The 26,076-nt window shown below is 63.9% G+C and carries 22 protein-coding genes and 1 pseudogene; 18 read left to right on the top strand and 5 right to left on the bottom strand.

Translation table 11 applies throughout. The features are described from left to right. The first annotated feature begins 15 nt into the window (after positions 1-15). The 6 genes and pseudogenes from SO156_RS25195 (at position 16) to SO156_RS25170 (ending at position 5,330) form a co-directional block, all read left to right on the top strand. Positions 16-783: an ABC transporter ATP-binding protein gene (locus SO156_RS25195; RefSeq protein ID WP_458144195.1), complete on the top strand. Its 768-nt coding sequence runs from the start codon at positions 16-18 to the stop codon at positions 781-783. Positions 784-786: 3 nt separating this feature from the next. After that, a complete protein-coding gene (locus tag SO156_RS25190; protein WP_458144196.1) occupies positions 787-1,491 on the top strand; it encodes an ABC transporter ATP-binding protein in 705 nt (234 codons plus the stop codon). 17 nt (positions 1,492-1,508) lie between these two features. Continuing rightward, on the top strand, positions 1,509-2,390 hold the full coding sequence (locus SO156_RS25185; RefSeq protein WP_458144197.1) for a branched-chain amino acid ABC transporter permease: 882 nt from the start codon (positions 1,509-1,511) through the stop codon (positions 2,388-2,390). Beyond that, positions 2,387-3,395 (top strand): annotated as a pseudogene (locus SO156_RS25180) (branched-chain amino acid ABC transporter permease); the annotation flags it as partial. The gene SO156_RS25185 and the pseudogene SO156_RS25180, both read left to right, overlap by 4 nt. Then, complete coding sequence (locus SO156_RS25175) at positions 3,367-4,296, top strand: polyphosphate kinase 2 family protein (protein WP_498536614.1); 930 nt, start codon at positions 3,367-3,369, stop codon at positions 4,294-4,296. The pseudogene SO156_RS25180 and the gene SO156_RS25175, both read left to right, overlap by 29 nt. Next, the gene (locus tag SO156_RS25170) at positions 4,293-5,330 is read left to right on the top strand and encodes a patatin-like phospholipase family protein (RefSeq protein ID WP_458144199.1); all 1,038 of its coding nucleotides are present in this window, start codon (positions 4,293-4,295) and stop codon (positions 5,328-5,330) included. Before SO156_RS25175 ends, SO156_RS25170 begins: the two co-directional genes overlap by 4 nt. A gap of 40 nt (positions 5,331-5,370) precedes the next feature. On the opposite strand, the gene SO156_RS25165 is transcribed toward SO156_RS25170, so the two are convergent. Further along, positions 5,371-6,261: an MBL fold metallo-hydrolase gene (locus SO156_RS25165; RefSeq protein WP_498536613.1), complete on the bottom strand. Its 891-nt coding sequence runs from the start codon at positions 6,259-6,261 to the stop codon at positions 5,371-5,373. Between the two features lie 668 nt (positions 6,262-6,929). On the opposite strand from SO156_RS25165, the gene SO156_RS25160 reads away from it, so the two are divergent. The 11 genes from SO156_RS25160 (at position 6,930) to SO156_RS25110 (ending at position 20,502) form a co-directional block, all read left to right on the top strand. Continuing rightward, positions 6,930-9,263 carry a mechanosensitive ion channel domain-containing protein gene (locus SO156_RS25160; RefSeq protein ID WP_498536612.1) on the top strand — a complete coding sequence of 778 codons (2,334 nt, stop codon included), beginning with the start codon at positions 6,930-6,932 and terminating at the stop codon, positions 9,261-9,263. Between the two features lie 94 nt (positions 9,264-9,357). Then, positions 9,358-10,356 (top strand): tripartite tricarboxylate transporter substrate-binding protein, encoded by a 999-nt coding sequence (locus SO156_RS25155; RefSeq protein WP_498536611.1) that lies wholly within the window; start codon positions 9,358-9,360, stop codon positions 10,354-10,356. A 177-nt stretch (positions 10,357-10,533) separates the two neighbouring features. Continuing rightward, positions 10,534-12,183 (top strand): NAD-dependent malic enzyme, encoded by a 1,650-nt coding sequence (locus SO156_RS25150; RefSeq protein WP_498536610.1) that lies wholly within the window; start codon positions 10,534-10,536, stop codon positions 12,181-12,183. Positions 12,184-12,313: 130 nt separating this feature from the next. Next, positions 12,314-12,706 carry a BlaI/MecI/CopY family transcriptional regulator gene (locus SO156_RS25145; protein ID WP_027524466.1) on the top strand — a complete coding sequence of 131 codons (393 nt, stop codon included), beginning with the start codon at positions 12,314-12,316 and terminating at the stop codon, positions 12,704-12,706. After that, positions 12,703-15,213 (top strand): M56 family metallopeptidase, encoded by a 2,511-nt coding sequence (locus SO156_RS25140; protein WP_498536609.1) that lies wholly within the window; start codon positions 12,703-12,705, stop codon positions 15,211-15,213. The genes SO156_RS25145 and SO156_RS25140 overlap by 4 nt, the downstream gene beginning before the upstream one ends. 53 nt (positions 15,214-15,266) lie before the next feature. Then, entirely contained in the window at positions 15,267-16,217 is a 951-nt protein-coding gene (locus tag SO156_RS25135; RefSeq protein ID WP_498536608.1) for a serine hydrolase domain-containing protein, read from the top strand. After that, positions 16,148-16,417 (top strand): hypothetical protein, encoded by a 270-nt coding sequence (locus tag SO156_RS25130; RefSeq protein ID WP_498536607.1) that lies wholly within the window; start codon positions 16,148-16,150, stop codon positions 16,415-16,417. Before SO156_RS25135 ends, SO156_RS25130 begins: the two co-directional genes overlap by 70 nt. A gap of 164 nt (positions 16,418-16,581) precedes the next feature. Further along, complete coding sequence (locus SO156_RS25125; RefSeq protein WP_498536606.1) at positions 16,582-18,066, top strand: DUF1800 domain-containing protein; 1,485 nt, start codon at positions 16,582-16,584, stop codon at positions 18,064-18,066. 2 nt (positions 18,067-18,068) lie between these two features. Next, positions 18,069-19,325, top strand: a complete 1,257-nt coding sequence (locus tag SO156_RS25120) for a DUF1501 domain-containing protein (protein WP_498536605.1) — start codon at positions 18,069-18,071, stop codon at positions 19,323-19,325. A gap of 356 nt (positions 19,326-19,681) precedes the next feature. Continuing rightward, entirely contained in the window at positions 19,682-20,230 is a 549-nt protein-coding gene (locus SO156_RS25115; RefSeq protein ID WP_498536604.1) for a septal ring lytic transglycosylase RlpA family protein, read from the top strand. A 116-nt stretch (positions 20,231-20,346) separates the two neighbouring features. Then, positions 20,347-20,502, top strand: coding sequence for a hypothetical protein (locus tag SO156_RS25110; RefSeq protein WP_458144209.1), 156 nt, complete (start codon positions 20,347-20,349; stop codon positions 20,500-20,502). A 23-nt stretch (positions 20,503-20,525) separates the two neighbouring features. Here SO156_RS25110 and SO156_RS25105 read toward each other — a convergent pair whose 3' ends face one another. From SO156_RS25105 to SO156_RS25095, 3 genes are all read right to left on the bottom strand, one after another. Then, positions 20,526-20,894 carry a hypothetical protein gene (locus SO156_RS25105; protein ID WP_498536603.1) on the bottom strand — a complete coding sequence of 123 codons (369 nt, stop codon included), beginning with the start codon at positions 20,892-20,894 and terminating at the stop codon, positions 20,526-20,528. 85 nt (positions 20,895-20,979) lie between these two features. Beyond that, the gene (locus SO156_RS25100; protein WP_498536602.1) at positions 20,980-21,243 is read right to left on the bottom strand and encodes a hypothetical protein; all 264 of its coding nucleotides are present in this window, start codon (positions 21,241-21,243) and stop codon (positions 20,980-20,982) included. Positions 21,244-21,443: 200 nt separating this feature from the next. Next, complete coding sequence (locus SO156_RS25095; protein ID WP_498536601.1) at positions 21,444-24,131, bottom strand: flavin-containing monooxygenase; 2,688 nt, start codon at positions 24,129-24,131, stop codon at positions 21,444-21,446. 200 nt (positions 24,132-24,331) lie between these two features. Between SO156_RS25095 and SO156_RS25090 the strand changes: the two genes are divergently transcribed. Beyond that, the gene (locus SO156_RS25090; protein WP_458144213.1) at positions 24,332-24,547 is read left to right on the top strand and encodes a hypothetical protein; all 216 of its coding nucleotides are present in this window, start codon (positions 24,332-24,334) and stop codon (positions 24,545-24,547) included. 119 nt (positions 24,548-24,666) lie between these two features. Here SO156_RS25090 and SO156_RS25085 read toward each other — a convergent pair whose 3' ends face one another. Beyond that, the gene (locus SO156_RS25085; RefSeq protein WP_498536600.1) at positions 24,667-25,902 is read right to left on the bottom strand and encodes an LON peptidase substrate-binding domain-containing protein; all 1,236 of its coding nucleotides are present in this window, start codon (positions 25,900-25,902) and stop codon (positions 24,667-24,669) included. Between the last annotated feature and the right edge of the window lie 174 nt (positions 25,903-26,076).

The raw sequence follows: 26,076 nt of genomic DNA, 5'->3' as shown, positions 1-26,076 counted from the left end.
CGGCGGAGGGATGCGGTGCTGGAAGTTAGCGGGCTGGTGAAACGTTTTGGTGGCTTCACGGCCGTCAACAACGTCTCCTTCAGGGTCGATCAGGGCGAGATCCTCGGCCTGATCGGTCCCAACGGCTCGGGCAAGAGCACCATCTTCAACATGCTCTCGGGCACGCTGACCCCGACTGCCGGCTCGATCCTGTTCGCGGGAGTCGAGATCGCGGGGCTCGCGCCGCACCGGATCATCAATCGCGGCATCGGCCGCACCTTCCAGATCCCGCGACCGTTTCGCCGCCTGACGATCTTCGAGAACGTCGCGCTCGCCGGCTATTACGGGCAAGATCGCCATAGCCGGGCCAAGGCCGAGGAGGCCGCCGAGCGCGCGCTCGCCATGGTTGGTCTGCCGACCGATCGGCGCGCGAGCGTCGATGGTCTGGGGGCCGCAGGGCTCAAGAAGCTCGAGTTGGCAAAGGCGCTCGCCACGGGACCAAAGCTGCTGCTTGCCGATGAAAGCCTCGGTGGCCTTGATGAAGCCGAGATGGACCAGGCCGCGGACATGCTGCGAAAGATCCGCGACGATCTCGGCATCACCATCATTTGGGTCGAGCACATCATGGGCGTTTTGATGCGCGTGGTCGACCGGGTGATGGTGCTCGATCACGGCGAGAAGATTTCGGAGGGGCTGCCGAGCGCAGTCGCCAGCGACGTGCGGGTGATCGAGGTCTATCTCGGCACCGACGCCGAGACCACGCAAGCCGCGGCCGCCGAAGCGCGCCGCCGCGCCGGAGGGTAAGCCATGCTGGAGCTTCGATCCGTCGACGCCGGCTATGGCAGCTTTCAGGCACTCTTCGGCGTCAATCTCGACGTCAAGGCCGGTGAGGCAGTCGGCGTGATCGGCCCGAACGGTGCTGGCAAGACCACCTTGATGCGGGTGATCTCGGGCCTGATCCGCCCCGTGCGCGGATCGATCAAGATGGAAGGCGTCGATGTCCTGACGACGCCGGCGCACCGCATCGTCAGTCTCGGCATTGCGCATGTGCCGGAGAACCGGCGGCTGTTTCCGCAACTGTCGGTCGACGACAATCTCAAGATGGGCGCTTTCATGAAGGAGGCACGCCACAAATACGCCGAGCGGCTCGAGATCGTCTTCGAGCTGTTTCCGCGCCTGAAGGAACGCCGACACCAGATGGCCGGCACCATGTCGGGTGGCGAGCAGCAGATGTGTGCGATCGGGCGCGCGCTGATGTCGGATCCAAAACTCCTGCTGCTTGACGAGCCCTCCGCGGGCCTCGCCCCCGTGGTCGTGCAGCAGGTGTTCGAGCTCGTGAAACGCATTCGCGCGAGAGGTCTGACGGTTCTGATCGTCGAGCAAAACGTCCAGCAGGTGCTGCGCGTGGTCGACCGCGCGTATCTGATCGAGGCTGGATCGATCCGCGCGTCCGGCAGCTCGGCCGCCATGCTGGCGAGCGACACGGTCAAGGAAGCTTATCTCGGGGTTTGAAGGAGCGGGCAGGGCAGATGCAGGCATTTCTTGATATCTTCGACATCTATTTGCTCGAGGCGGTGATCAACGGCATCCTGCTCGGCGGCGTGCTGGCGCTGCTCGCGCTCGGACTGAACCTGATCTTCGGGGTCATCGACGTGACCTGGATCTGTTATGCCGAGCTCGTGATGATCGGCATGTACGCCATGTACTTCATGGTCCAGTACTACGGCCTCAGCTATTTCATCGCCGCGCCCTTCACCATCCTTCTGGTCGCGCTGCTCGGTGCGGCGCTGCATTATCTCGTCATCGCGCCACTTTTGACCGCGCCGCCGATCAACCAGTTGCTTGCAACCGGCGGCGTGCTGTTCGTGCTCCAGAGCTTCGCGACCGTCGCTTTCGGCATCGATTTCCGCAATCTCGGCATCCGCCTGCCCGTGCTCGCCCTCGGCGACATGAATTTCAGCTATGCCCGGCTGTTGTCCTTCATCGCGGCGCTGGTCGGCATGGTCGCCGTCTATCTGTTCATGACACGCACCTTCACGGGCACGGCGATCCGCGCCATCTCCCAGGACCGCCAGATCATGGCGCTGATGGGCGTCGATACGAAGAGGATCTACATCGTCACCTCGGCGCTCGGCGGCGCGCTCGCAGGCCTCGCCGCCTGCCTCCTGGTGCTGCAATACGACGTACATCCCTTTGTCGGCCTGTCGTTCGGGCCGATTACCTTCCTGATCTGCGTGCTCGGCGGGCTCGGCAATTTCATCGGCGGCTTCATCGCCGCCTTCGTCTTCGCTGAGATCATCTCGCTTGGCGGACTGTTCTCCGACCTGGAATGGGGCTACGTGCTGGCGTTCGCCTTCTTCATCGTCATGATGTTCATCCGGCCCGCCGGCCTGCTCGCGAGGCGCCGATGACGAGACCGGCGCAGCTTGCCGCATGGGCGGTCGGTCTTGCGGCGCTCGTCATGCTGCCGTTCGTTTATCGCGATCCCTACCACCTGCACATACTGGTGCTGATCCTGATCTGGTCCTTTGCCTACACATCCTGGTCGATGATGGGGCGGTTCGGTCTGGTGTCGCTCGGCCACGGTGGCTTCATGGGGATCGGCGCCTATGTCACTGCGCTATTGTGGAATCATCTGGGGCTATCGCCCTGGATCGGCATTCCCGTCAGCATGGTGGCGGCCGGTGCGCTGGCGCTCATCGTCGGCTATCCCTGCTTCCGCTTCCGGATCACCGGACACTATTTCGTGCTGGTGACGCTCGCGCTCTCCGGAATCGTGCTCCAGGTCATTACAGCCACGCGCGACTGGACCGGCGGTTCACTCGGCTATACGCCCAACCGCGCGGCAGGCAACAGGCTTTGGGCGCTCCAGTTCGATGACAAGACGACCTGGTATCTGGTCGCGCTTGCGGTCTGGGTCGCAGGACTCGTGGTCTGGCACTGGATCGATCGCGGCATGGGCCGGTACGCGCTGGAGGCGATCTCGGAGGACGAGGACGCTGCTGCCGCCGTTGGCGTCAACGTCACCGCGGAGAAGCTGAAGATCACGCTGGTCAGCGCGCTGATGACCGCGCTTGCGGGCGCCATCTACTGCCAGTACCAGATGTTCATCACGCCTGATACGGTGAGCGGCATCGCGGTGTCGCTCCAGATGGTGTTCGCAGCCATCGTCGGCGGCCTCTTCGTCTCGCTCGGGCCGACGGTCGGTGCCATCATCACAATCCTGCTCGCAGAATCCTTGCGCATCGGATTTGGAACCAAGGCCGTCGGCTGGGATAATCTCGTTTATGGCGTGCTGCTCGTCCTTTTCATCATATTCCTCCCGAAGGGCATTCTTGGTAGCCTGCTGGAACGATTGAAGCCGCAACGCAAACCGTCTTCGAGCTCATGAACAAGAAACCGTCCAAAACGCTCGCCGCAGGGCTCGCCGAATTCATCACACCCTTCCGTTACGATGGATCGGGCAAGTTTCACCTGAAGGGCCACAAGACGAACGAGAACGGCGGTCTCGACAAGGACGAGGCGCAAAAAATACTCGAGGTCAACAAGAAGCATCTCGCCGATTTCCAGGAGAAGCTCTACGCGCAGGACCGCTGGTCGGTCCTGATCATCATCCAGGGCATGGACGCGGCCGGCAAGGACAGTGCGATCAAGGCGCTGTTCGAAGGCATCAACCCGCAGGGCTGCGAGGTTCATGCGTTCAAGGCGCCGACCAGCCACGAGCTCGACCATGATTTTCTCTGGCGCCACGTCGTTGCGCTGCCACCGCGCGGCCTGATCGGAATATTCAATCGCTCCCATTACGAGGAATGCCTGGTGACGCGCGTTCATCCGGAGGTTCTTGCCAAGGAGAAGCTGCCGCCCGGGCTCGTCACCAAGAACATCTGGCGCGAGCGGTTCGAGGACATCTCCGGCTTCGAGCGCTACCTCGTGCGCAATGGCACTGTCGTGCTGAAATTCTTCCTCAACCTGTCCAGGGAGGAGCAGCGCCAGCGCTTCCTCGACCGGCTGGAGGATCGCTCCAAGCAGTGGAAGTTCTCGATGGACGACATCAAGGAGCGTGCGCTGTGGCCGCGCTATCAGGCGGTGTATCAGGATATCGTCCGGCACACCGCGACACCCCATGCACCCTGGTATGTCGTGCCCGCCGATCACAAATGGTTCGCGCGCGTTGTCATCGGCTCCGTCATCGTCGCAGCGCTCGAGCGACTTGATCTGCAGTTTCCTCGGGCCGACAGGGCTTCGCTGCGGGAGTTCAAGGCTGTGCAGCACGCCTTGGAGGGTGAAGCGAAGGTAGGGAGGAAGCGGGCAAGGTGAGGGGCAACGGCAGCAAGAACGTCAAAAACGTCAACTTCGCGCTGCAGGGCGGCGGAGCGCACGGCGCGTTTGTGTGGGGCGTGCTCGACCTCGTACTGGAGGATGGAAGGCTCGCAATCGAGGCGATCAGCGCGACCAGCGCCGGCGCAATGAATGCGGTAGCGATGGCTTCGGGCATGGCGCTCGGCGGTGCCGATGCCGCGCGCGAGAATCTGCATCGGTTCTGGTACGAGGTTTCGCGCATGGACATGGTGTACGACCTGTTCTCGCCGCTCAACCAGTGGATCCAGGCTCTCAAGCTGCCGCCGGAGTATCATCCGGTGCACTCCTTCATCCATACCCTGACCCACACGGTGCCGCCGAACGTTCTCAACCCCTTCAATTTCAATCCGTTGCGCGCGCTGTTGCAGCGGGTCGTCGATTTCGACCGGCTGAATTCCTCGGCGGATGCGCCCCAGCTCTTCCTCACGGCCACCAATATCCGCACCGGCAAGATCAAGGTGTTCCAGCCGCCCCACTTGAGTGCGGACGCCGTGCTCGCCTCGGCCTGCCTGCCGCCCTATTTCCAGGCCGTCGAGATCGATGGCGAGCATTATTGGGACGGCGGCTATCTCGGTAATCCTGCGATCTTTCCCCTGATCTATCGCAAGGGCAGCCACGACGTCATCATCGTACAGGTGACCGCGATCCGGCGCGACGAGCTGCCGGCGAGCGCCGCCGACGTGCTCCACCGCATCAACGAGATCAGCTTCAATTCGTCATTGATGCGCGAGATGCGCGCGATCGCCTTTGCGACGAAGCTGATCGACAATGGGGAGCTCGACAAGGACACGCATAGCCGCATGTACATGCACTGGATCGGCAACGATCAGTTGATGTCGCAGCTCGGGACTGCGACGCAATTCCACCCGGAATGGAGCCTGCTGTGCCGCTTGCGCGACGAGGGCCGCGACGCGGCGCGGGGCTGGCTCGACAGGCACTTCGGTCAGATCGGCAATGCTTCGACCGTCGATCTGACCGAGATGTTTCTCTGAGCCTTCCCCAACGCAGGGAATCGCCGAGAGGTTGGCCCGGTCAATACCCGCGACCCCACCAGTAGCAGAAGCGCTCGACGTTGGCGGCAAGGCCGTTCTCGTAGTTTGCCCACTTCTCGTATTTCGGCAGCTTGACCTCCTTCATCGCGGTGTCGAAGCATTTGCCGGCATCAGCAGCCTTCTTCACCTCGGCGGAGAGATCTTCCATGTAGGCGATGTCGTCCTGCACGTCCTTCTTGGTGCCGAGGCGTCCGCCGGCATTGGGATGCCCGGGGATCATCCGCTCCCAGTCGAGCGAAGCGAGCTTCTTGAGCGAAGCGATATATTCCAGCGGCGAGGCGTTGTCGGGGATGTTGCGGAACTGGATTGATTCGATCGGCGCGAAGTCGACGACGAAGACCAGCTTCTCCTTCGGCAGCCGCATCACCAGCGAATTGTCCGAATGATTGCGGCCGACATAGATCAGCTCCAGCGTGGTGCCGCCGAGCTTGATGGTCTTCTTGTCGTCGACGACCTGATCAGGCATCACGACATCAGCTAGCAGCGCGTTCTGCTTCTTCAAGTCGAGCCAGCGCTCCTTCAGCCGCCGGTGCGCGATGAAGGTGGCGCCGAGGTCCTTGAACGCCTGGCCGCCCGCGGCGTGGTCGTAGTGATGATGGCTGTAGATGACGTATTTGATTGGCTTGTCGGTGACGGCCTTGATGGCGTCGATATAGGGCTTTGCAGGACGCTCATACGAGATCGGATCGGTGGCGATCACGCCCTGCGGGGTCACAACGAACATCGACTGGTGACCGCCGTAGCGGAAGATGTAGACGTTCTCGGTGCCCTCGACCTTCCTGGTCGAGACCTGCGGGGAATTTTGCGCGGATGCGGAGCCAATTCCGGTGAAGATCGCGGCTATGACGGCGAGGCGATGGACGATTTTCATCTGTGATTTTTCCGGCTGAAAATATCGGCGCAGGAGGAAGATGCTCTCGTCGATACAAACGCCGGTGGAACCGGTTTATTCCGATCATGGAACGTGCGCGCCATCACTTCACATTTGCCCACTGCGTCATCGTTCCCGCTTGACAGTTCTATGTCACGGGAGGAGCATGCGTATGGTCGCCGAGCGCGACGCGTAACGTCCATGTCATGAGCAAGGGGAGGTCTATGACACCACCTCCGCAAATCCAGCCGCGTTAAGTGCGATGGAGCTCGTTCGGACTATCGCATAGCGGCGAAATCCGCGAACGGCACGCCGGGTCAAGGTGAAGTGGGCCGCATCAGTGAGGCATGGCCCCTTACCGGCCCGGCGCTGTATTTTTGCGCATGCCCCAGCTTCTGTCGGCGATGAGGGCGCGGCCTTTCCCGGGCGAAACGCTGGACGTTTTACGTGCCGGGCAAATCACAGTGGTCTACGTTGCTTTGGAGACGGGGGCGCGGTCGCGCACGCGTCGACGGCGTGTGTCATGCGTCGCAGCAATGCCAAGAGAATGTCGCCGCGACGGCAAACTTCCGACACAGCACCAGAGCGAATAGCGATTATCCGACATGACTCGTACACAAAGGCGGTGCCGGTTCTGACACCGCCTTAGCCATTTCTGGGGACTCATCGTGTCGCAAAGACTGTCTTCGGCGCTTCTCGCTGCCTGCGTCTTCCTCGCGATCTCAACTCTTTCCGGTGCTCGCGCCGAACCGGCGCCGCCTGCGACCGGCAATGCTGCGACCCTCTCCCCTGAGCAGGCCCGGCGCGCGCTGGACACATTGCAGGACGATCAGAAGCGTGCCCGGATGATCGATACGCTGCGCGCAATCGCCAGTGTATCGGATCAGCCGCAGGCCACGGCACCCGCGCCCGAGCAGAAGCCGTCCGCTTCGCTGTCAGCCGACGGTCTCGGCGCGCAGCTCCTGCTGACGGTCTCGGAAGAGATCGGCGAGATCTCGCGTCAGGTTGCCGACGTGGCGCGGACACTCACGCATTTTCCGTCGTTCTACTATTGGATCGTGCGGACCGCGAATGACCCCGCCGCCTACAATCTGCTGATCGAGATCGCGTGGAAGCTGGCGTTGGTATTCGGTTGCGCCTTCTGCGCCGAGTGGCTGATTTTCCGCCTGATCAGGCGTCCGGTCGCATTCCTGGAGGCGCGCGTGCCGCAGACTCCGCACGTGCCCACGCAGGCGCTCCCCATCATCGAACCGCCATTGTCCGTGGCCGCCGAGCCTGAGCTGCATCGCCGCCGCGCCAGTCTGGCCCAGGCATGGCAGCTCCTGCTCCGTCTGCCCTTCGTGCTCGGCCGCCTTGTGCTCGAGTTGCTTCCGGTGTTCGTCTTTGTCGGCATCGCCACGACATTGCTGGGTACCGAGATCGGCGAGCCGGCAACCGTCCGCCTCGTCATCCTCGCCGTCGTCAATGCCTATGCCTTCTCGCGAGGACTGATCTGTCTGGTCCGGGCGCTGGCGAGCCCCTTCGGCCTCTTCCCGGTTCGCGCCGAGACCGCAGCCTATATCGAGATCTGGGCGCGGCGCATCGTCGGCGTCGGCGTCTCCGGCATTGCCTTTGCCAATGTGGCGCTGCTACTCGGGCTGCATCGGGCCGGCTATGCCGCCCTGCTGCGCATGGTCATGCTGATCGTGCATCTCTTCATCGTGGTCATCATCCTGCAATGCCGCCGTCCGGTTGCCGAGGCCATTCGCGCGCCGGCCGGCCGGCACGGCCTTGCGGCAAGGGTACGTAATCGCGTTGCCAGCTTCTGGCATTACCTTGCGATCGCGCTCGATCTCGCGCTATGGGCCGTCTGGGCGCTCAACATTCAAAACGGCTATTCGCTGCTGCTCCAATATTTTGTCGGCACCATCGTGGTTGCGTTGATCACGCGCGTCGCCATCATGGTGACGCTGAGCCTGATCGACCGCGGCTTCCGCATCAATCCGGAGATCCTCCAGCGCTTTCCCGGCCTCGAGATCCGCGCCAACCGCTATCTGCCGTTGCTGCGCAAGATCGTCTCGAGCGTCATCGCCTTTATCGGCCTCGTAGCCGTACTGGAGGTCTGGGGCGTGGATGCCATCGTCTGGTTCTATGGCGGTCAGATCGGCAGCAGGCTCTTGTCTGCGGTCGCGACCATCGGCGTTGCCGCCGCAATCGCGGCCGCGATATGGGAGGCCAGCAACGCGCTGATGGACCGACAGATCAACGCCTTGTCGCGCGAGGGCCATTATGCGCGCGCGGCGCGTCTGCGCACGTTTCAACCGATGCTGCGGACGGCATTGCTATGCTTGATTGCCACCGTCGTCGGTCTCACTGCGCTGAGCGAACTCGGCGTCAATGTCGCGCCGCTCCTGGCGGGGGCAGGCATCGTCGGCATCGCCATCGGCTTCGGCTCGCAAAAGCTGGTGCAGGATCTCATTACCGGCCTGTTTCTCCTGCTCGAGAATACGGTCCAGGTCGGCGACACCGTCAGCGTCTCCGGGCTGACTGGCGTGGTCGAAAACGTCTCGATCCGCACCCTTCGCCTGCGCGCCGGCGACGGATCCCTGCACATCGTGCCATTCAGCGCGGTGACCACCATTACCAATTCAAGCCGTGGCGCGGGCAATGCATCCGTCAGCGTCAATGTCGCCTACAAGGAGGATACCGATCGCGCCGGACAGATCCTCAAGGACATTGTCGATGAAATGCGTCGGGAGCCCGAATTTCGCGCCGCGATCCGCGGCGATCTCGAGCTCTGGGGCATTGACAAGGTGGACGGTTCGATGGTGTCGATCGTCGGCCAGATCCGTTGCACCGACAGTGGCCGTTGGCCAGTTCAGCGCGAGTTCAATCGCCGCATGAAGTTACGCTTCCAGGAAAACGGAATCGAGATCGCGTCCTCTGCACAGACCATCCTGATGCAGCTTGCCGGGCCGGCCGACGTGGCGTCGAACTTGACCTTACGGCGGGCGACCGGCTGATCTTCGTCCTTGCCTCCTGAACGGCGACGTCGTTCACTCCTCCCCACAAACATGTCGCCGGTCAACGGCGGGCGGAAGCGGGAGACCGGGAACGATGGGTGCATTGTCGGCGGGATTGCGCGGCTCCGTCACTGCGATTTGCACACTGATCGGACTTGTTGCGTTCGCCGCACCAGGGACGACGCAGCCATTCCCGTCACGGCCCATTACGCTGGTGGTGCCGTTTGCGGCGGGTGGGCCGACCGACACGCTGGCGCGGATTCTCGCCGAGCGGATGGCGGCCGATCTTCATGCAACCATCGTGGTGGAGAATGTGGTCGGTGCGTCCGGCAGCATCGCAGGCGCGCGCGTGGCGCGGGCAACCCCTGACGGCACCACGATCACTATCGGTCATTGGGGTACGCACGTGCTGAACGGCGCGGTCTACAAGCTCAGTTACGACGTGCTTGCCGATTTCGAACCGATCGCTCTGGTTGCCAGCGGGCCCCAGCTCATCGTTGGCAGGAAGACTCTGGCAGCCAGTAATCTCAAGGAGCTGATCGCCTGGCTGAAGGACAATCCGAACAAGGCGTCGGCCGGGACGGCCGGCGCCGGCTCCGGCGCGCACGTCGCCGGCGTGTTCTTCAAGACCAGAACCGGTACCGAATTCCAGTTCGTGCCCTATCGGGGCGCGGGGCCGGCCATGATCGACCTCGTGGCCGGCCAGATCGACCTGATGTTCGATCAGGCGTCGAATTCGCTGCCGCAGATCAAGAACGGCGCGATCAAGGCGTTTGCAGTGACTTCGCCGACGCGACTTGCCTCTGCGCCTGATATTCCGACGGTCGACGAAGCAGGACTCCCCGGTCTCTACATTTCCTACTGGCACGGTTTCTGGGCGCCGAAGGACACGTCCAGGGAGGTCGTCGAGCGGCTCAACGCCGCAATCGTCGCCGCGCTCGCCGATCCCACGGTCCGTCAGCGCTTTGCAGAGCTCGGTCAGGAGATCCCGCCACGCGAGCAGCAGGCTCCGGCTGCACTCGCAGCGTTCCAGAGAGCCGAGATCGACAAGTGGTGGCGCATCGTGAAGATCGCCGACATCAAGGCGGAATAGGCGCAGCATTAACCTTTGCGGCCGGCGCTGCGCGGCAGCCGACTGCATCATTCTTCGTCACTCGCGCGTCGCTGCGGTGCGAGATCACAATTGGGTCTTGACCTGCAACGTCCTTGATCTCAATCAAGGGGTGGCCGACAATGTTCGTTCTCTCATAAGAAACTCTCGGGGGAATTCGTGAATAGACCTGACCGGGTCGGCACCCACTCAACGCCTTCCAACTCGCCGCGTGGCATGACTCTGCTTCGCGATCCCTTGCTCAACAAGGGCACCGCCTTCACCGAGCAGGAGCGGGCCGCGTTCGGCTTGCGCGGCCTGTTGCCGGCGTGCGTGCTGACGATGCAGGACCAGGCGGAGCGTGTCCTGATCAATCTGCGCAATCTGCCGAGCGACCTCGAGAAGTATGTTGCGTTGAACTCGTTGCACGATCGCAACGAGGCGCTGTTCTTTCGCGTCGTCTGCGACAACATCGATGAGATCCAGCCGCTGATCTACACCCCGACGGTCGGCCTCGCCTGCCAGAAATTCGGCCTGATCTTTCAGCGTCCGCGCGGCATGTTCATCTCCTCGCGCGACCGCGGTCAGATTGCCGAAATTTTGCAGAACTGGCCCTATCCGGCGAAGCTGATCGTTGTGACCGATGGTGAACGGATTCTCGGTCTCGGTGATCTCGGTGCAAATGGCATGGGCATTCCGGTCGGCAAGCTCTCGCTCTATTCGGCCTGTGCCGGTGTGCATCCGGAGCAGTGCCTGCCGATCGTGCTCGACGTCGGCACCAATAATGAGGAGCTGCTGCACGATCCCTATTATCTCGGTTTGCGCGAACGGCGCCTGACGGGCGAAGCCTATGATAGTTTCGTCGACGAGTTCATGCAGGCCGCGCGCAAGACGTTTCCGGGTGTGCTGATCCAGTTCGAGGATTTTGCCAACCACTCCGCGTTCAAGCTTCTGCACAGATACCGGGACGAAGCCTGCGTCTTCAACGACGACATCCAGGGCACGGCGGCGGTCGCGCTTGCCGGCTTGTTCTCGGCACTGCGCGTCAGCGGCGGCAAGCTCAGGGATCAACGCATCCTGTTTCTGGGTGCTGGCGAGGCGGCGACCGGCATCGCCGATCTCGTGGTCTCCGCAATGATGGCGGAGGGCGCCTCCGAAGCCGAAGCACTCAGCCGTAACTGGCTGGTGGATTCCCGCGGCCTCGTCGTCAAGGGACGGGCCGGCCTGTCCGGTCACAAGCTGCGCTACGCCCATGACCATGGGCAGATCGCCGACTTCCCCGCTGCGATCGAAACGCTGAAGCCGACCGCGATCATCGGCGTCGCGGCAGTCGGTGGCGCATTCACGCCGGACGTCCTCAAGGCGATGGCGAAGCTCAACGCGCATCCGATCGTGTTCGCGCTCTCCAATCCGACCTCGAAGGCGGAGTGCTCGGCCGAGGACGCCTATCGCTACACCGAGGGCCGCGCGCTGTTCGCCTGCGGCAGTCCCTATGACCCGGTGACGCTCAACGGCAGGACCTTCGTCCCGCGCCAGGGCAACAACTCCTACATCTTCCCGGGCGTTGGCCTCGGCGTGATCGCCAGCGCTTCACGCCTCGTGACCGACGAGATGTTCATGGCCGCCGCGCATTCGCTCGCCGATTGTGTCGGCAAGGACGATCTCGACCAGGGCAGCCTCTATCCGGCGCTGCCCCGCATCCGCGAAGTCTCCGCCCGGATCGCCGCCGCGGTCGCGCAAGTGGCCTATCAGCGCGGCCTTGCGGAAGGGCCCGCGCCCAACGACGTGATGGCCCTCGTCCGGTCGCAGATGTACGAGCCGCATTACTGAGGGGTTTCGCCCCGCGGGGATCGGTCAGCACCACGGCTCCATCTGAGGTGGAAACGCCGTTGCGCTGCGCGTCAGTATATGCGACGATCTGTAACGTTACAAGAAATCTTCAGCCGCAAGGTCAGACACCATGGACGATCGTTTGCCCGAACTGGGCGACCTCGAGCGCGAGGTCATGCAATTGGTTTGGGCTCACGGACCGGTGACGGCCGAAGTCGTGCGTGAACGGTTGCCGCGACGTCTCAAGGAATCGACCGTCCGCACCGTCCTGCGCCGGCTGGAAGAAAAAGGTTACGCGCGGCACACCGTGGACGGACGGACCTACGTCTACCAGGCAGTCGAGCCCCGCGCGCGCGTCGCGGCCAAGGCGGTCCAGCGCATCGTCGACTGGTTCTGCAACGGCTCGATCGAGGAGGTGCTGGTCGGCATGGTCGACAATGCGATGCTCGATCAGCAACAGTTGCGCACGCTGGCTGACCAGGTGGCCAAAGCGAAAAAGGTGAGGGGAGTGAAGAAAGAATGATCGCAACTCTGGCAGAGGCGGCGCTGCGCTCCTTTGTACTGGGAGGCGTCGTCTGGTTTGGTCTTTATCTCTTTCGCGTGCGCAATCCGCACGTGCATATGACGGCGTGGGTCGTCGTGCTGCTGGCCTCGCTCGCGATGCCGTTCGTGATGCACTGGCCGACGCTCACCGTCACCCGCCTGGCGTTGCCGGTGGCAGCGCCGGACGATGTCTGGCCGGCCGAAGCGCCGATGGCCGAGTCCTTGCCGTCCGCCGCGCACGGCGCAGCCCTGGCGCCGCTGGCGAAGAGCGCGGCGCCGATCAACTGGTGGGCCATCGCCACGATGACCTATGCCGGCGTCGCCGGCTTGCTTTTGCTGCGGCTCCTCGTCGGCCTCTGGTTGACCTTTCGTCTGGCGCGGGCCGCAAAGCCGATGGGCGGCCCCCGGGTGGTCAACGCCGAGGTGCGCATCAGCTGCGACGTCGGCGGTCCCGTCACCTTCGGGTCGACCATTCTCGTGCCGCCGCAGTTTCTTGATTGGGATGCGCGCAAGCGGCTCGCGGTGCTCGCCCATGAGGGCGCGCATGTCGCCAACCGCGACTTCTACGTCCTGCTGCTCGCCTCGCTCAATCGCGCCGTGTTCTGGTTCAGCCCGTTCTCGTGGTGGCAGCTCGCGCATCTGGCGGAGCTTGCCGAGATCATCAGCGATGTCCAGGCGATCGAGGCGATCGAGGACAGGCTGTCCTACGCGGAGATCCTGCTCGACGTCGCGACCTCGGTGAAGCCGCGTCCGATGGAGCTCGCGATGGCGCGGGCATCGACGGTGCGCGCCCGCGTCGAGCGCATCATTGCGGCGGCGGCGATGCCCGCCGCAGTCGGCTGGCGCAAGCGAATCTGGATCGCGGCCATGATCGTGCCCGCCGTGATCGTCTCGACCGGCATGATCGCCTATCGCACGCCGGAAGCGAGCCCGACCGTGGAGGATGCCGGCGAGACGGGCAGCGGTCAGCACTACCGCGCGTTCGTCAATTTCTACGCGCTTGGCCCGACGTCGGTGTTCGCCATCTTCCGGGACGGCGATGAATTGTTCGGGCAGTGGACCGGGCAGCGCAAGCTGCGACTGACGGTGCAGGATGGCATGGCGTCCTATGTTGCCTCGTTCGGCAACATTACGTTCCCGGTCGATGCGGAGCGCCGGTCTTCGGAGTTGATGATGCGGGTGAACGGTCGCGACGTCCGCGCCACACGCCTCGCAGAGATGCCGGCTCCTGCCGCCGATGCAGCCTCGCTCGATCAGTATGCCGGCTGGTACAAGGTCGCACCCAACCGTGTGCTCACCGTCAGGCGCGACGGCAATCGGCTGCTGGCGCACGAGACCGGCCGTCCTGCCTTTGCCTTGATGGCCGAAGGGGCCGACGCGTTCTCGATCAAGGGGGACGATCTCGTGGTCTTCCTGCGCGACGACCAGGCCCGGGTGGCGCGCGTCCTCCTGCACAGCGCGGCATCAGGCCCGCGCTTGGCGGGGCGCATCGATGCGGCCGTCGCGGGCAGCATCGAGGCCGACTTCGTGCGGCGGATCGCAGAAGTTCCCGAGCGGTTCAGGGACCAGGTCCCGGCGCCGGGCAGCAAGGAGATGATCCTCCGCGGGATCGACGACATGCGTCGCGGCACGCCGAACTACGACGCCATGAGTGCGCCGCTGGCCGCCAAGATCCATCGTCAGGTCGGTGAATTGCACGCGACGTTTCTGGCTCTGGGGCCGGTGGAATCGATCTTCTTCCGCGGTGTCGGCCCCGGCGGCTACGACATCTATGGCGCGAAATTCGAGAATGGCACCGCCGAGTTCCGCCTGCTGATCGACCCGGACGGCAAGGCCGATGACGTGATCTTCCGGCCCGACGGCAACGACGAACTCGGCGGCATCGTCGCCTGTTCGGAACAAGCCGCGGTTCGCGGCCAGGCCGGCACCTCGCCGATCAGGATCATGTTCTACAACGACACCGGCGACGACATTCAGCTCTTCAACCTGGATGCGGACGGCAATCGGCGCGTGCAGACAACCATCGGCAACAGCATGACGTCGTCCTTCCTCACCACGGTCAACAGTCCCTGGGTGATCGCCGACCGGTCGGGACAATGCCGCGAGATCCTGCTGCCGGGACGGCAGACGCGCTTCTACAACGTCGACGCGCCGCATCCCGGTGCGCGGCTCGGGCGTGTGGCGCGTCGGAACATGCCGATCGCCAACGGCGAGGAGATGCTGCGGCAGTACATCGAGAGCGTCGGTAAGGGCAGTCCGGACTATGACCACATGACCACGGAGGTCGCCGAGCAGACTCGTCAGCAGCTTCCGTTCGACCAGGCCATCCTGACCCGGCTCGGCGCATTGCGCGCGATGTCGTTCCGCGGCGTCACCGCGCTCGACAGCGACATCTACATCGCGCAGTTCGCCAACGGCTCGGCGGAATGGCGGATCGGAGTCAAGAACGGCACCATCACGAAAATTGCGCTGGGGCCGAATTTCTAGCAACGCACGGATGCCACCTGGGTGGCAGCAAAGAGCGCGAACGAGAGCATCAAATGAGACGGCGCCAGTTTGTTTCGCTTCTCGGTGGAGCTGCACTGGTGCCGCTCACCACGTTGCCGGTGTATCCGGAGCCACCCGACGACTCCGGTGTTCCGGCCGCGCGAGGCGACGGCTGGCCCATAGCCTCCGCTAATGAGGATAAGCTCGTCGACCGCGCTGCACTGGGCAGGATGACCGAAAGGCTCACGGCAAGCGCTGCGAACATCCATTCGGTGGTGGTCGCACACGGTGGCAGGCTGGTGTTCGAGCGGTACTTCAAGGGTACCGACGAAATCAACGGCCGCCGGGTGGAAAACCTCGCCTTCGATGCCGATACACTGCACAACGTGAAATCGGTTTCAAAGAGTATCGCATCACTCGCCGTCGGGATCGCAATCGATCGCGGGATCATCGGCGGCCTCAATGAGCCCATCTTCAGTTTCTTTCCCGAGTTGGCCGATTTGCGTACCCCCGAAAAGGAAGGCATCCGGCTATCGCACCTGCTCACCATGTCCTTGGGTCTGAAGTGGGTGGAAGCGATCCCAAGCAACGAGAACGACAACGACGAGGTGCGCATGCATACGGCGCCGGATCCTTGTCGCTACGTCCTCGGTCTTCCGGCGACGGCTCTGCCAGGACAACAATTCTTCTACAACACCGGCGCGCTTACGCTCCTGTCGGCCATCATGCGCAAGGCCACCGGACGCCCCCTCGACGAGTTTGCGCGTGAGGCTTTGTTCGAGCCGATGGGCATCACCCACGTCGAGTGGACTCGGGTCAAGGGCGATAGCGATGCTGGAGGGGGATTGCGTTTGCGGCCGCGCGATATGGCAAAAATCGGCCAGCTCGTTCTCGCGGGCGGCCGGTGGAACGGTCGCCAGATCGTTTCGAAGGCATGGATCGACGCCTCGATGACACCGCAGCTGCCACGGGCCCCTACTTCTACGGCTATCTCTGGTGGCTAGGTCGCTCCCAGATCAATGGGCGTGACGTCCACTGGGTTGGCGCGCTCGGTCGAGGCGGGCAGTCGATCCGCATCGTCCCGGAGCTCGATCTCGTCGTCGTGGTGACTGCGGGATACTACCAGGACTACAGCCCGCAAGCGTTTCAATTGCAGCTTGGCGTTTTCAAGGATGTCGTGCAGGCGATTTCGCCTTCCGGCTGAAGGCCTTGATTTGCGGCGCGAGGTTGATGAGCACACGTCGCGGACCGCTCAATCGGAGCTTGCAGCCGTTAAGCGCAAGTGCTACGATCTGTAACATTACAGAGCGTCATGGTCGCTGAGCCTTGGCACAATGGTTCGGTTGACTGACATATCGGGCATCCGCCATGAGCAATTCTGCAAAGGCTGAAGCCGCGCTGGCGCTCCATCGTTTCGGCATGGGGCCGCGACCGGGGTCGATTGCCGCGATCGAGGCCGACCCACGCGCAGCACTGATCGCCGAGCTCGACCGGCCGCTGCTGCTGGCAGCCGCCGCGAGCCTACCCTCCAGCGCCAAGGCCTACCGCACCGTCGCGGACGCCAACGCCAAGCGTGCGGCGCGGGCCAAGCAGGAAGCCAAGAAGCAGCAGATGGCCGCGGCTCCCGTCATGGCGGAGGGGCAGGACACGAGCCAAGGAAACAACCAAACGCAGAAGCCAGGACAGACTCGAGCGCAGGGTCAGGGCGCGGAAGCTACCGAGATGGCAGCCAAGAAGGCCGCCGACACCGTTCCCGATCCGGGACGGCCGATCTATCTCGAGGAAGCAAAGGTGCGCACGGAGGCGGCGCTGGCTGCGGAAATCGGCTTTGCCGAGCGGCTGGTGTGGTTCTGGTCCAACCACTTCTGCATCTCCGCAAACAAGATCCAGAGCATGTCGGGTGCCTATGAGCGCGAGGCCATCCGCCCGCACGTGCTGGGCCACTTCAACGATCTCCTGCATGCTGCCGAAGGCCATCCGGCCATGCTGTTCTATCTCGACAATCTCGGCTCGATGGGCGCGAACTCGATCGCCGGCATCAACCGCAGCCGTGGCCTGAACGAGAATTTTGCGCGCGAGATCATGGAGCTGCACACGCTCGGTGTGCGCAGCGGCTACACGCAGGATGATGTCATCAGCTTCGCCAACGTTCTGACAGGCTGGACTCTGATTCCACCCGGCAACGATCCCGAGCGGGGCGGAGAGTTCACCTTCAACCCGCGGCTCCATGAGCCTGGCGGGCAGACGGTGCTCGGCAAGCTCTACGACCAGGACGGGGTGGAGCAGGGACGCGCCGTGCTGCGCGACCTCGCGGCCCATCCTGCGACGGCGACACACGTCGCGACCAAGCTCGCGCGCCACTTCGTTGCCGAGACACCACCACCATCGCTCGTCGAGCAGATGGCGAAGACATTTCGCGAGACCGATGGCGACCTCAAGGAGATCGCGAAGACGATGGTGTCTTCGCCCGAGGCCTGGAGCGAGCCGCCGTCCAAGCTCAAGCGTCCCGGCGAATGGGTCGTCGGTATGGTGCGCGCGACCGGCATCACGCAGGCCGATCCGACGCGCTTCACGGGAGGACAGGAACTGCTCGGCGAGGCACTGTGGCGGCCATCGGCGCCGATGGGCTATCCGGATGACGAGGCGAGCTGGATCGACGGCGTGGGCCGGCGGCTCGACGTCGCCAACTATTTTGCCGAGCGGATGGCCGGCCAGGCCGACCCGCAGGAGATCATCGAGACCGTCTACGCATCGCAGGTGTCGTCCGAGGTGAAACAGGCGGTCAATCGCGCCGAAAGCCGGCAGCAGGCGCTCGCGCTCCTGTTCATGTCGGCAGACTTCCAGAGGAGGTGAGCATGAGCTTCGCCAACCACCTGCCGACACGGCGTGAACTGCTGATCGGCTCGGGCGCGCTGTTTGCGTGGAGCCAGATGCCGAAGCTCGCGCGCGCCGAAGGGCGCGATCCGCGCCTGCTCGTCATCATCCTGAGGGGCGCGCTCGACGGCCTCGGCGCGGTCGCGCCGGTCGGCGATCTCGACTGGATCTCCTTGCGCGGCGAGCGCGCACTGGTACTCGACGGCAAGACGCCGGCGCTGCCGCTCGATTCCTTCTTCGCGCTCAATCCGGCGATGCCGAATCTGCATCGGCTGTACAAGAGCCAGCAGGCGCTGATCGTGCATGCCACGGCGACGCCCTATCGCGAGCGCTCGCATTTCGACGGCCAGGACGTGCTCGAGAGCGGGATCGCAAAGCCCGGCGCGATCGGCTCCGGCTGGCTCAATCGCGCGCTCGTCGCGCTGGAATCGGGCGGTCGCGTCGATCCACGCGGCAGCCGGGCGCTCGGCGTCGGTGCGGTGACGCCGCTCGTGGTGCGCGGCTCGGCGCCGGTGATGTCATGGGTGCCGCAAAAGCTTCTGTCGGCGAGCGAGGACACGCAGAACCGCCTGCTTGATCTCTATCAGCACACCGATCCGAAGCTTGCCGCCGTGCTCCAGGCGCGGATGAAGCTCGCTTCGCTCGGCGGCACCGCGGGGATGGGCGATCCGATGTCGGAGGATCCGACACTGGTGCCGCCCGGGATTGCGCGCGTGCGCGCCTATTTTGCGGAAGCCGCCGGCACCGCGGCGCGGTATCTCGCAAAACACGACGGCCCGCGCGTTGGTGCCATGGGTTTTGTCGGATGGGATACGCATATCGCCGAGGGCGCTGCCTCGGGTCAGCTCTTCAACCTGCTCGGTGCGCTCGACGGCGCGCTCGCCTCGATCGAAACCAACATGGGCGAGGCCTGGCACGACACCGTCGTCGCCGTCGTCACCGAGTTCGGGCGTACCGCGCGGATCAACGGCACGGAGGGCACGGACCATGGCACCGGCACGGTCGCATTCCTCACCGGCGGTGCATTGAAGGGCGGCCGCGTGATCGCTGACTGGCCGGGATTGAAGCCGGCACAGCTGTTCGAGGATCGCGACCTGGAGCCGACGACGGATCTGCGCGCCGTGCTGAAGGGGCTGCTGCGCGATCATCTGCGTGTCGAGGACACCGTGCTTGCCAGCACCGTGTTCCCCGACAGCGCCGATGTCACGCCGATGAGTGGACTTGTTGGTAGCGGATGAGGCGAAACGCGCGAGTTGCGGAATCGCGATTGGGGTCGTCATGTGCTTTTTGACCCAGCGAGAGATCGAGTTTCTGGCCGGCCTGCAACGGCGATGGCGCAAGCTCTATTGGCGTGAGCTCGCGCGGCTTCTCACGGAGAGCGCGGCGCGCGAAGCGCATTCCGTTTTCTGGCGAGAGATCCACGGTTGATGCGGCCGATTGGACGCGCTGTGTCTCGATTCGCGACGCGAGACGAGCTGTGATGGAATCGCAACAGCTCGGCTGAAACTGCATCCAGCCGCAGGCTGGCTTTTTTTCCGACAAGGTTCTGCCTCCATTGACCGACGGAGTAGAGGCCGATCGGAGGGACGTAATCATGTCTCGCTTCGAATGTGCCGGAACCGTTCACCAGAACGGCGTAAGCCAAGGTTCCCCGCGCGGGCAGGCTGCTCGACTTGTCCTCGCTGTTATCGGCGCCGCATCGCTCGCTGCCTGTGCGCAGTCCCCGGTGGCGCGGCAGAAAGCCGAATTCGCAACGTCAAGCCGGCAGGCCATGACCGAGCGCCGTCACGAGACCCGCAGGTTCGCAGGCGTCTACGCCCGGCCGCGGCATCATGCGCCAACACGCGCGGTCGAGACCCGGACGGCCTCGCAGGGTGTCGCAAGCTTCTACTCGGATGACCAGGAGACCGCGAGCGGGGAGAAGTTCGACAAGCACGAACTCACCGCCGCCCATCCGACGCTGCCGTTCGGCACGCGCCTGCGCGTGACCAACGTCTCTACCGGCCGCTCGGTGACGGTTCGCGTCAATGATCGCGGACCCTATGTCCACGGGCGCGTCGTCGACGTCTCCTATTCGGCCGCCGAGGCGCTCGGGATGGTCAACAAGGGCGTGGCCAACGTGAAGCTCGACGTGGTGCAGTAACCGCGTCGCGGGAGTCCCGCTCTGCGGTCGCACCCGCATACCGCGCTTAACCGGCTGTTAGTCTCCGCCGAAGCAAGATGGCGGGCTAGACGATTTCGACGGTTCGGGGAGGGCGCGTGAACACGATCCAGTATCTTGAGGACCAGGCTGCGCGTGCCGAGCGGCTGGCGAAACGGATCACGGATACGCTCACCGTCGAAAAGCTGTTGTCCTTCGCTGGCGATCGTCGCCGCGAGATCGAGGTGATGGCTGGCAGGCGGCGGCAGGCCTGATCACTTCCAACACCGTAAGCGATCTAGTGTGCCGCAATCCGCGCGCGAAGTGCCGCGTGCAGGCCGGGCGGGGTACAGGCGCTCGCGCAGATATTGCTCTCGACGAAATCCCGGAGATGGTCGGGCAGGTCGGTGCCATCGATGTCGCAGCGGGACTGGATTTCGAGGGCGACGTCGGCCGAGATGTCCTTGATCCAGTGCTCGAGCGTATTGAACGAAATCACCCGCACGGGATCGCTGAAGCAGCCGGCGATGAACTCGCCGATGGCCTGGTCGAGATCCGTGCGCTCGATGCGGATTTCCCTTGCACCGCTGATCCGGTCGATCACGACGAATAGCGTTTGATCCGCGCCATAGGGTACATCGGGGGATAACGGGACGGCTTCGAGCATCGTGGGCACTCACGCCTTGGTTCTCATCACCAACGGGAAAGTGCAGAAGAATGTTCCTCGCGATGTCATTCGTCGTCGCGCGGCGTCAGAGAAACTCCCGCAACCGGGACAGCTCGGCGATGTGCTCGGGCGAGAGAGTCGCCGTCACCAGCGGCGGTTGTGGCGATGTATGGATCTCATAGAGGTGCCGGGTTGCCAGCGGCTTGTCCATGAAGGCCGTGATGCATCGGTCCAGCGTATCTTCGAGCACGAGATAGGTCTCCCGGTCCTCGCGCCGCTGGTTTCCGAGCGAGGGCCATTTGCGCAAGCGCGCAGTTGCGCCGAAGTTCACCTTGGACTCGGAAGACATCTGCCCCTGCTGTGCGCTTACGCAAAAAGAACCCCGGCACGCATGGTCGCGTGCCGGGGCCCACACCTATCGCTGCATCTCAATGCCACGCGCTCAACGCCCGCGGCCAGGATTCGTTCCCCGTCGACGAAACCATTTTGACGCATCCTGCTGACCGGTCGAGGGCCACAGATCACGTCACCAAAGCCGCGATACGGCCATTAGCTCGCGGCGGCCGCGATCTTATGCGCGGGCGGCGCGTGACCGCGGCTCGCGTCATCGTCGCGCCGTGCCGCCGGCGGGAGGCCCGCAAAGCGGCGCAAGGCGTCCGCCATCTGCACCCGTCCACTGACGCCAGTGATCACCACGTCGACCATGGTGAAGGATGAATGGAAATGGCCACGCGCCTTCAACTGCTCGACCGGAACGCCCGCGGCTGCGAGCGCGTCCGCATAGGCGATGCCTTCGTCGCGCAAAGGATCGAACTCGCAGGTCACCACGAATGCCGGCGGCAGGCCGGAGACCTCGCCGCGCAGCGGCGAGACGCGCGGATCGGTGCGCTCGGCGGGCGAGCAGTAGATGTCCCAGAACCAGTGCATCAGCGAACGCGTTAAGAAGTAGCCGACCGCATTCTCCTCATAGGACGGACGGTCGAACGTGCAGTCGGTGACCGGGCACACCAGAAGCTGGCCGGAGATCTGCGGGCCTCCACGATCGCGCGCGAGCTGGCAGGTGACGGCGGCGATATTGCCGCCGGCACTCCAGCCTGCGACCAGAACCGGGCCAGGCGTGCCGCCGAGCTCGGCCGCATGCGCGGCGACCCAGCGCGTCGCCGCATAGCCGTCCTCGGCTGCCGCCGGGAAACGGTGCTCCGGCGCATGCCGATAACCGACGCTGACGAAGATCATATCTGTTCGCCGGCACATGTCGCGGCAGAACGGATCGTCGGACTGCTGGTCGCCGAGCACCCAGCCGCCACCGTGGAAATAGACCACGATCTGGTGTGGTCCCGGCGTCGCCGGCCGATAAAGGCGATAGGGCAGCGGAACGTCAGCGCCTTCCAGCGTGCCATCGAGGACCTCGGCGACAGGCCGGCCTGCGGGGCGGGCCTTGTTGAACTCGTTGACGAAGGCGCGTGCACCCAGTGCGCCCATCGATTCGATCGGCGGCAGGTTGAGCTGCGTCAGCATGCCGAGCACGATGCGAACGTCCGGCTGCAGGCGCACGATCTCGCCGTCATTGCATTGCGCGGCGACATTCGGGCCGGCGAGGCTGAAGCCGAGCATGCCGCGAGCAACGATCTCGTCGCAGATGCTGCGATAGGGGCCGACGCCGCCGTTATAGGGCATCAGGCCCTGCACCTTGCCGGGAACGTTGGCGCCCGTGTACCAGGTGTTGGCGAGCCGATGCAGCGTCAGCATCGAGCAGTCGGCCATGTGCTGACCCCAGCCGGCCTGCGCCCTCTCGGTCGCCTCGATGGTGGTGAAGCCGGCGTCGCGAAGCGCGGCCAGGCGCTCGACCACCCAATCGACATGCTGCTCGATCGATACCGCCATGTTCGACAGCACCGACGGGCTGCCCGGTCCCGTAATCATGAAGAAGTTAGGGAAGCCGGCGACCGTCAGGCCAAGATAGGTCTGCGGCCCGTCCGCCCAGACGTCGGACAGCGATTTGCCGCCGCGGCCGGTGATCGGATGCACGGCCCGGATCGCGCCGGTCATGGCATCGAAGCCAGTCGCGAACACGATGACATCCTCCTCGAAGCTGCGCTTGTCGGTGGTGATGCTGTCGGCGGTGATCGCCTTGATCGGTTCCTGTCGCAGATTCACAAGCGTTACGTTCGGTCGGTTGTAGGTCGCATAATAGTTGGTATCGAGGCAGGGCCGCTTGGCGCCGAACGGATGGTCGTGCGGCATCAGGGCTACGGCGGTTTCGGGATCCTTCACGACGTTGCGGATCTTTTCGCGGATGAAGTCGCCGATCAGCGTATTGCCCTCGACGTCGACACCCTGGTCGGCCCAGAGTTGCGTGAGGATGTAAACGAGATCGCCCTTGCCCCATGCTTCCTCGAACCGCGCGCGTCGCTCGGCATCGCTGAGCTGCCAGCTCACCGACGTCTGTTGCGGATAAGGCACGCCCGTCATCGACCAGCGCGCCTGCTCGCGATAGGCGGTACGGTCGCCTTGCAGCAAGCCGAGGCGGTCTGCCGGTGTAGGACCGTTGTGGGCGGGCAGCGCAAAGCCCGGCGTGCGCTGGAATATGGTGAGCTGTGCTGCCTGCTCGGCGACCAGCGGAATCAACTGGATGCCTGAGGAGCCCGTGCCGACCACGGCGACGCGCTTGCCTGAGAGATCGACGCCGTCATGCGGCCAGCGCCCGGTGAAATAGATTTCGCCCTTGAAATCCTTGACGCCGTCGATTTCAGGCGGCTTTGGCGCGGAGAGACAACCCGTCGCCATGATGTAGTGGCGGCAGGAGACGGCCGGGCCGTTGCTGGTCGTGAGCTGCCAGCGCCCAGCGGCCTCGTCCCACTGTGCTTCAATGACCTTGGTCTTGAAGCGGATGTCGCGCCGGAGATCGTAACGATCGGCGACGAAGCCGAGATAGCGCAGGATTTCGGGCTGGGTTGCGTATTTCTCCGACCAGGTCCAGGCGGTCTCGAGATCCGGATCGAACGTGTAGCTGTAGTCGATGGTCTGAATGTCGCAACGTGCGCCGGGATAGCGATTCCAGTACCAGGTGCCACCGACATCGTCGGCCTCTTCCAGCGCGACGCTCGTCAAGCCCGCCTTGCGCAGCCGGTAAAGAAGATAGAGACCGGCAAAGCCTGCGCCGACCACGGCGACGTCCACGTGTTGGGCTTTCCCGGTGGCCTCCGAAGCACGTGCTGCAACCATTGCCTCAGCCATGCGATTATCCTCCCGAGCATTTTGCTTTGTCGACAGGCTATCGCCGCAGCGGTGGTTTGTCATCAACGCAAATTCAATCTTGGGTAGCGAGCGGCGCGATGCGCTGCAGCAACGGCGGTGAGCGCTTGATTTTTCGAGGCAATCACGCTGTTGTTCCGAGTATGCTGAGTTCCGTGCCGAGACTCTGACCAACAAACGCCATGAAGAAGCTGAGCGAGCGAACCAAGGCGAACATGGACGTGGTGCTGGAGGAAACCTGCCGTCAATTGCCGCATGGCGGCGACCACGACAGCCGCAGGTTCATTGCCGAGCGCTTGATCAAGGCGGCAGAAGCCGGGCATTCGACACTCGGAGAACTCGGTATCGTCGCGCGCCGCGCGCTCGCGGAGCTGACCGGCAAGGATAGCCAAGGATAGCCAAGGATAGCGAAGGATAGTGCCAGCCGTAGACGAAACAGCCGGACCTGAGCGCCAGGTCCGGCTGCGGCAGTCTTGCGAGTGCGAAAGTCCCGAACGTTGTGGCGCCAGACCGCGCCTCAGGTCTTGCTTGCGTTGCGAGCGACGAGCTCGACCACACGGGCGCGTAGGACCCCATGCTCGGCGAGCAACTGCGCTGCAGGGCTTCGCGTCTCCGGAAATATACCGATCAGCATATTCGCGCCGGTCACCGCGGCGCGTCCCAGCTCATGCGCATGGATTTCCGCGCGCTGTTCTGCGCGTTCGAATGCGGCGGTGGGTTTGGCCTCCGCGCCATCCTGGGCGACGATGTTGTTGAGCCCGCGATCGACATAGGCCTTGAGGCTCGCTCTCATGGCGTCGAGGTCTGCGTTGCACGCCTGCATCACGGCGCAGGCATCGGCATCGTCGAGCAGTGCGAGCAGGAGATGCTCCAGCGTGGCGTATTGATGGTGCCTTTCCGTGGCACTGCCGACCGCGCGGAGCTTCGTTGCCTGGAGCGCCGGCGACAATGGGCGTCCAAAGTCCATGAACGCATCGACTTGCTTCAGCCGCGCCACAGGATCGATCGTTGCCAGCAGGCTCTGCTTGTCGCCCATCGGCAATCGCAGCCGCGTTGCAATGATGTCGGCGACGCGGCCGGGATCGCGGGTCTGTTCGAGCAGTGGCCAAACCCCGGGAATGCGGATGTCACGGGCCGCCGCGTAGCGTTCGAAGCGCTTGACCGCGCGAAGGATCAGTTCGGGCGCATCGGGGATCGGCCCCTCGCCGAGGGCGGCAACCTCCGCCTCGAATGCGCCGCTGCCGGTGACGAAGCGGTGGATCAGGACGCGGCGGTTGACCTGCGTCAGCACCTTCAGCGTCCCGTCAGGGAGCGATTCAAGCTCGAGCAGCTGGGCGAGAACGCCGATGGCATGGACATCCCCGTCTCCAGGCTCGTCGGTGCCCGACTCCTTCTGGATCGCCAGCACCACCTCGCGCTGTCGCTCGAACGCGTGGTCGAGCGCCTGCATGGTCTTTGGGCGCCCGACGAACAGGGGATAGGTCGCGGTCGGGAAGGGGACGAGGTCGCGCAGTGGAACGGCGGGGTAGCTTGCGATTCCGGTTTGCGGTCCAGTTGCCTGCCCCCCTGCGCGCGGCGTCGTGCCGTCGCGTCGATCGGCCTGGAGCAGCGCCGACATCGTGTTCCAATCGGCGACGCCGAACATCCTGGAGACCAGCTCCAGGCTCTCGCTGTGACTTATGCTGACGGCCTTGATCTGGAGGGAGTCGCGCAGGGTCTGCGCCATAGCTTTGGCATCGCGAAAATCGCGCATCAATGTCGTCCTTTGCAATGAGCGAACCAGGCGTGTCAGGTGGTTGCGTTGCTGACCCGGTCGCTCGGGCAAAGGGAGGCCGAAATGGGCTTCGATACGTTCACCGTCCCCTGGAGGGTGCAACCGGCAGGTCGTATCAACCGGACGAAAAAGTGACCCAAAGCGCGCTCGCTG

This window comes from Bradyrhizobium sp. UFLA05-125 (assembly GCF_059803515.1).
The sequence above is the reverse complement of the archived record's forward strand: the minus strand, read 5'-3'. Positions and strand labels throughout refer to the sequence as shown.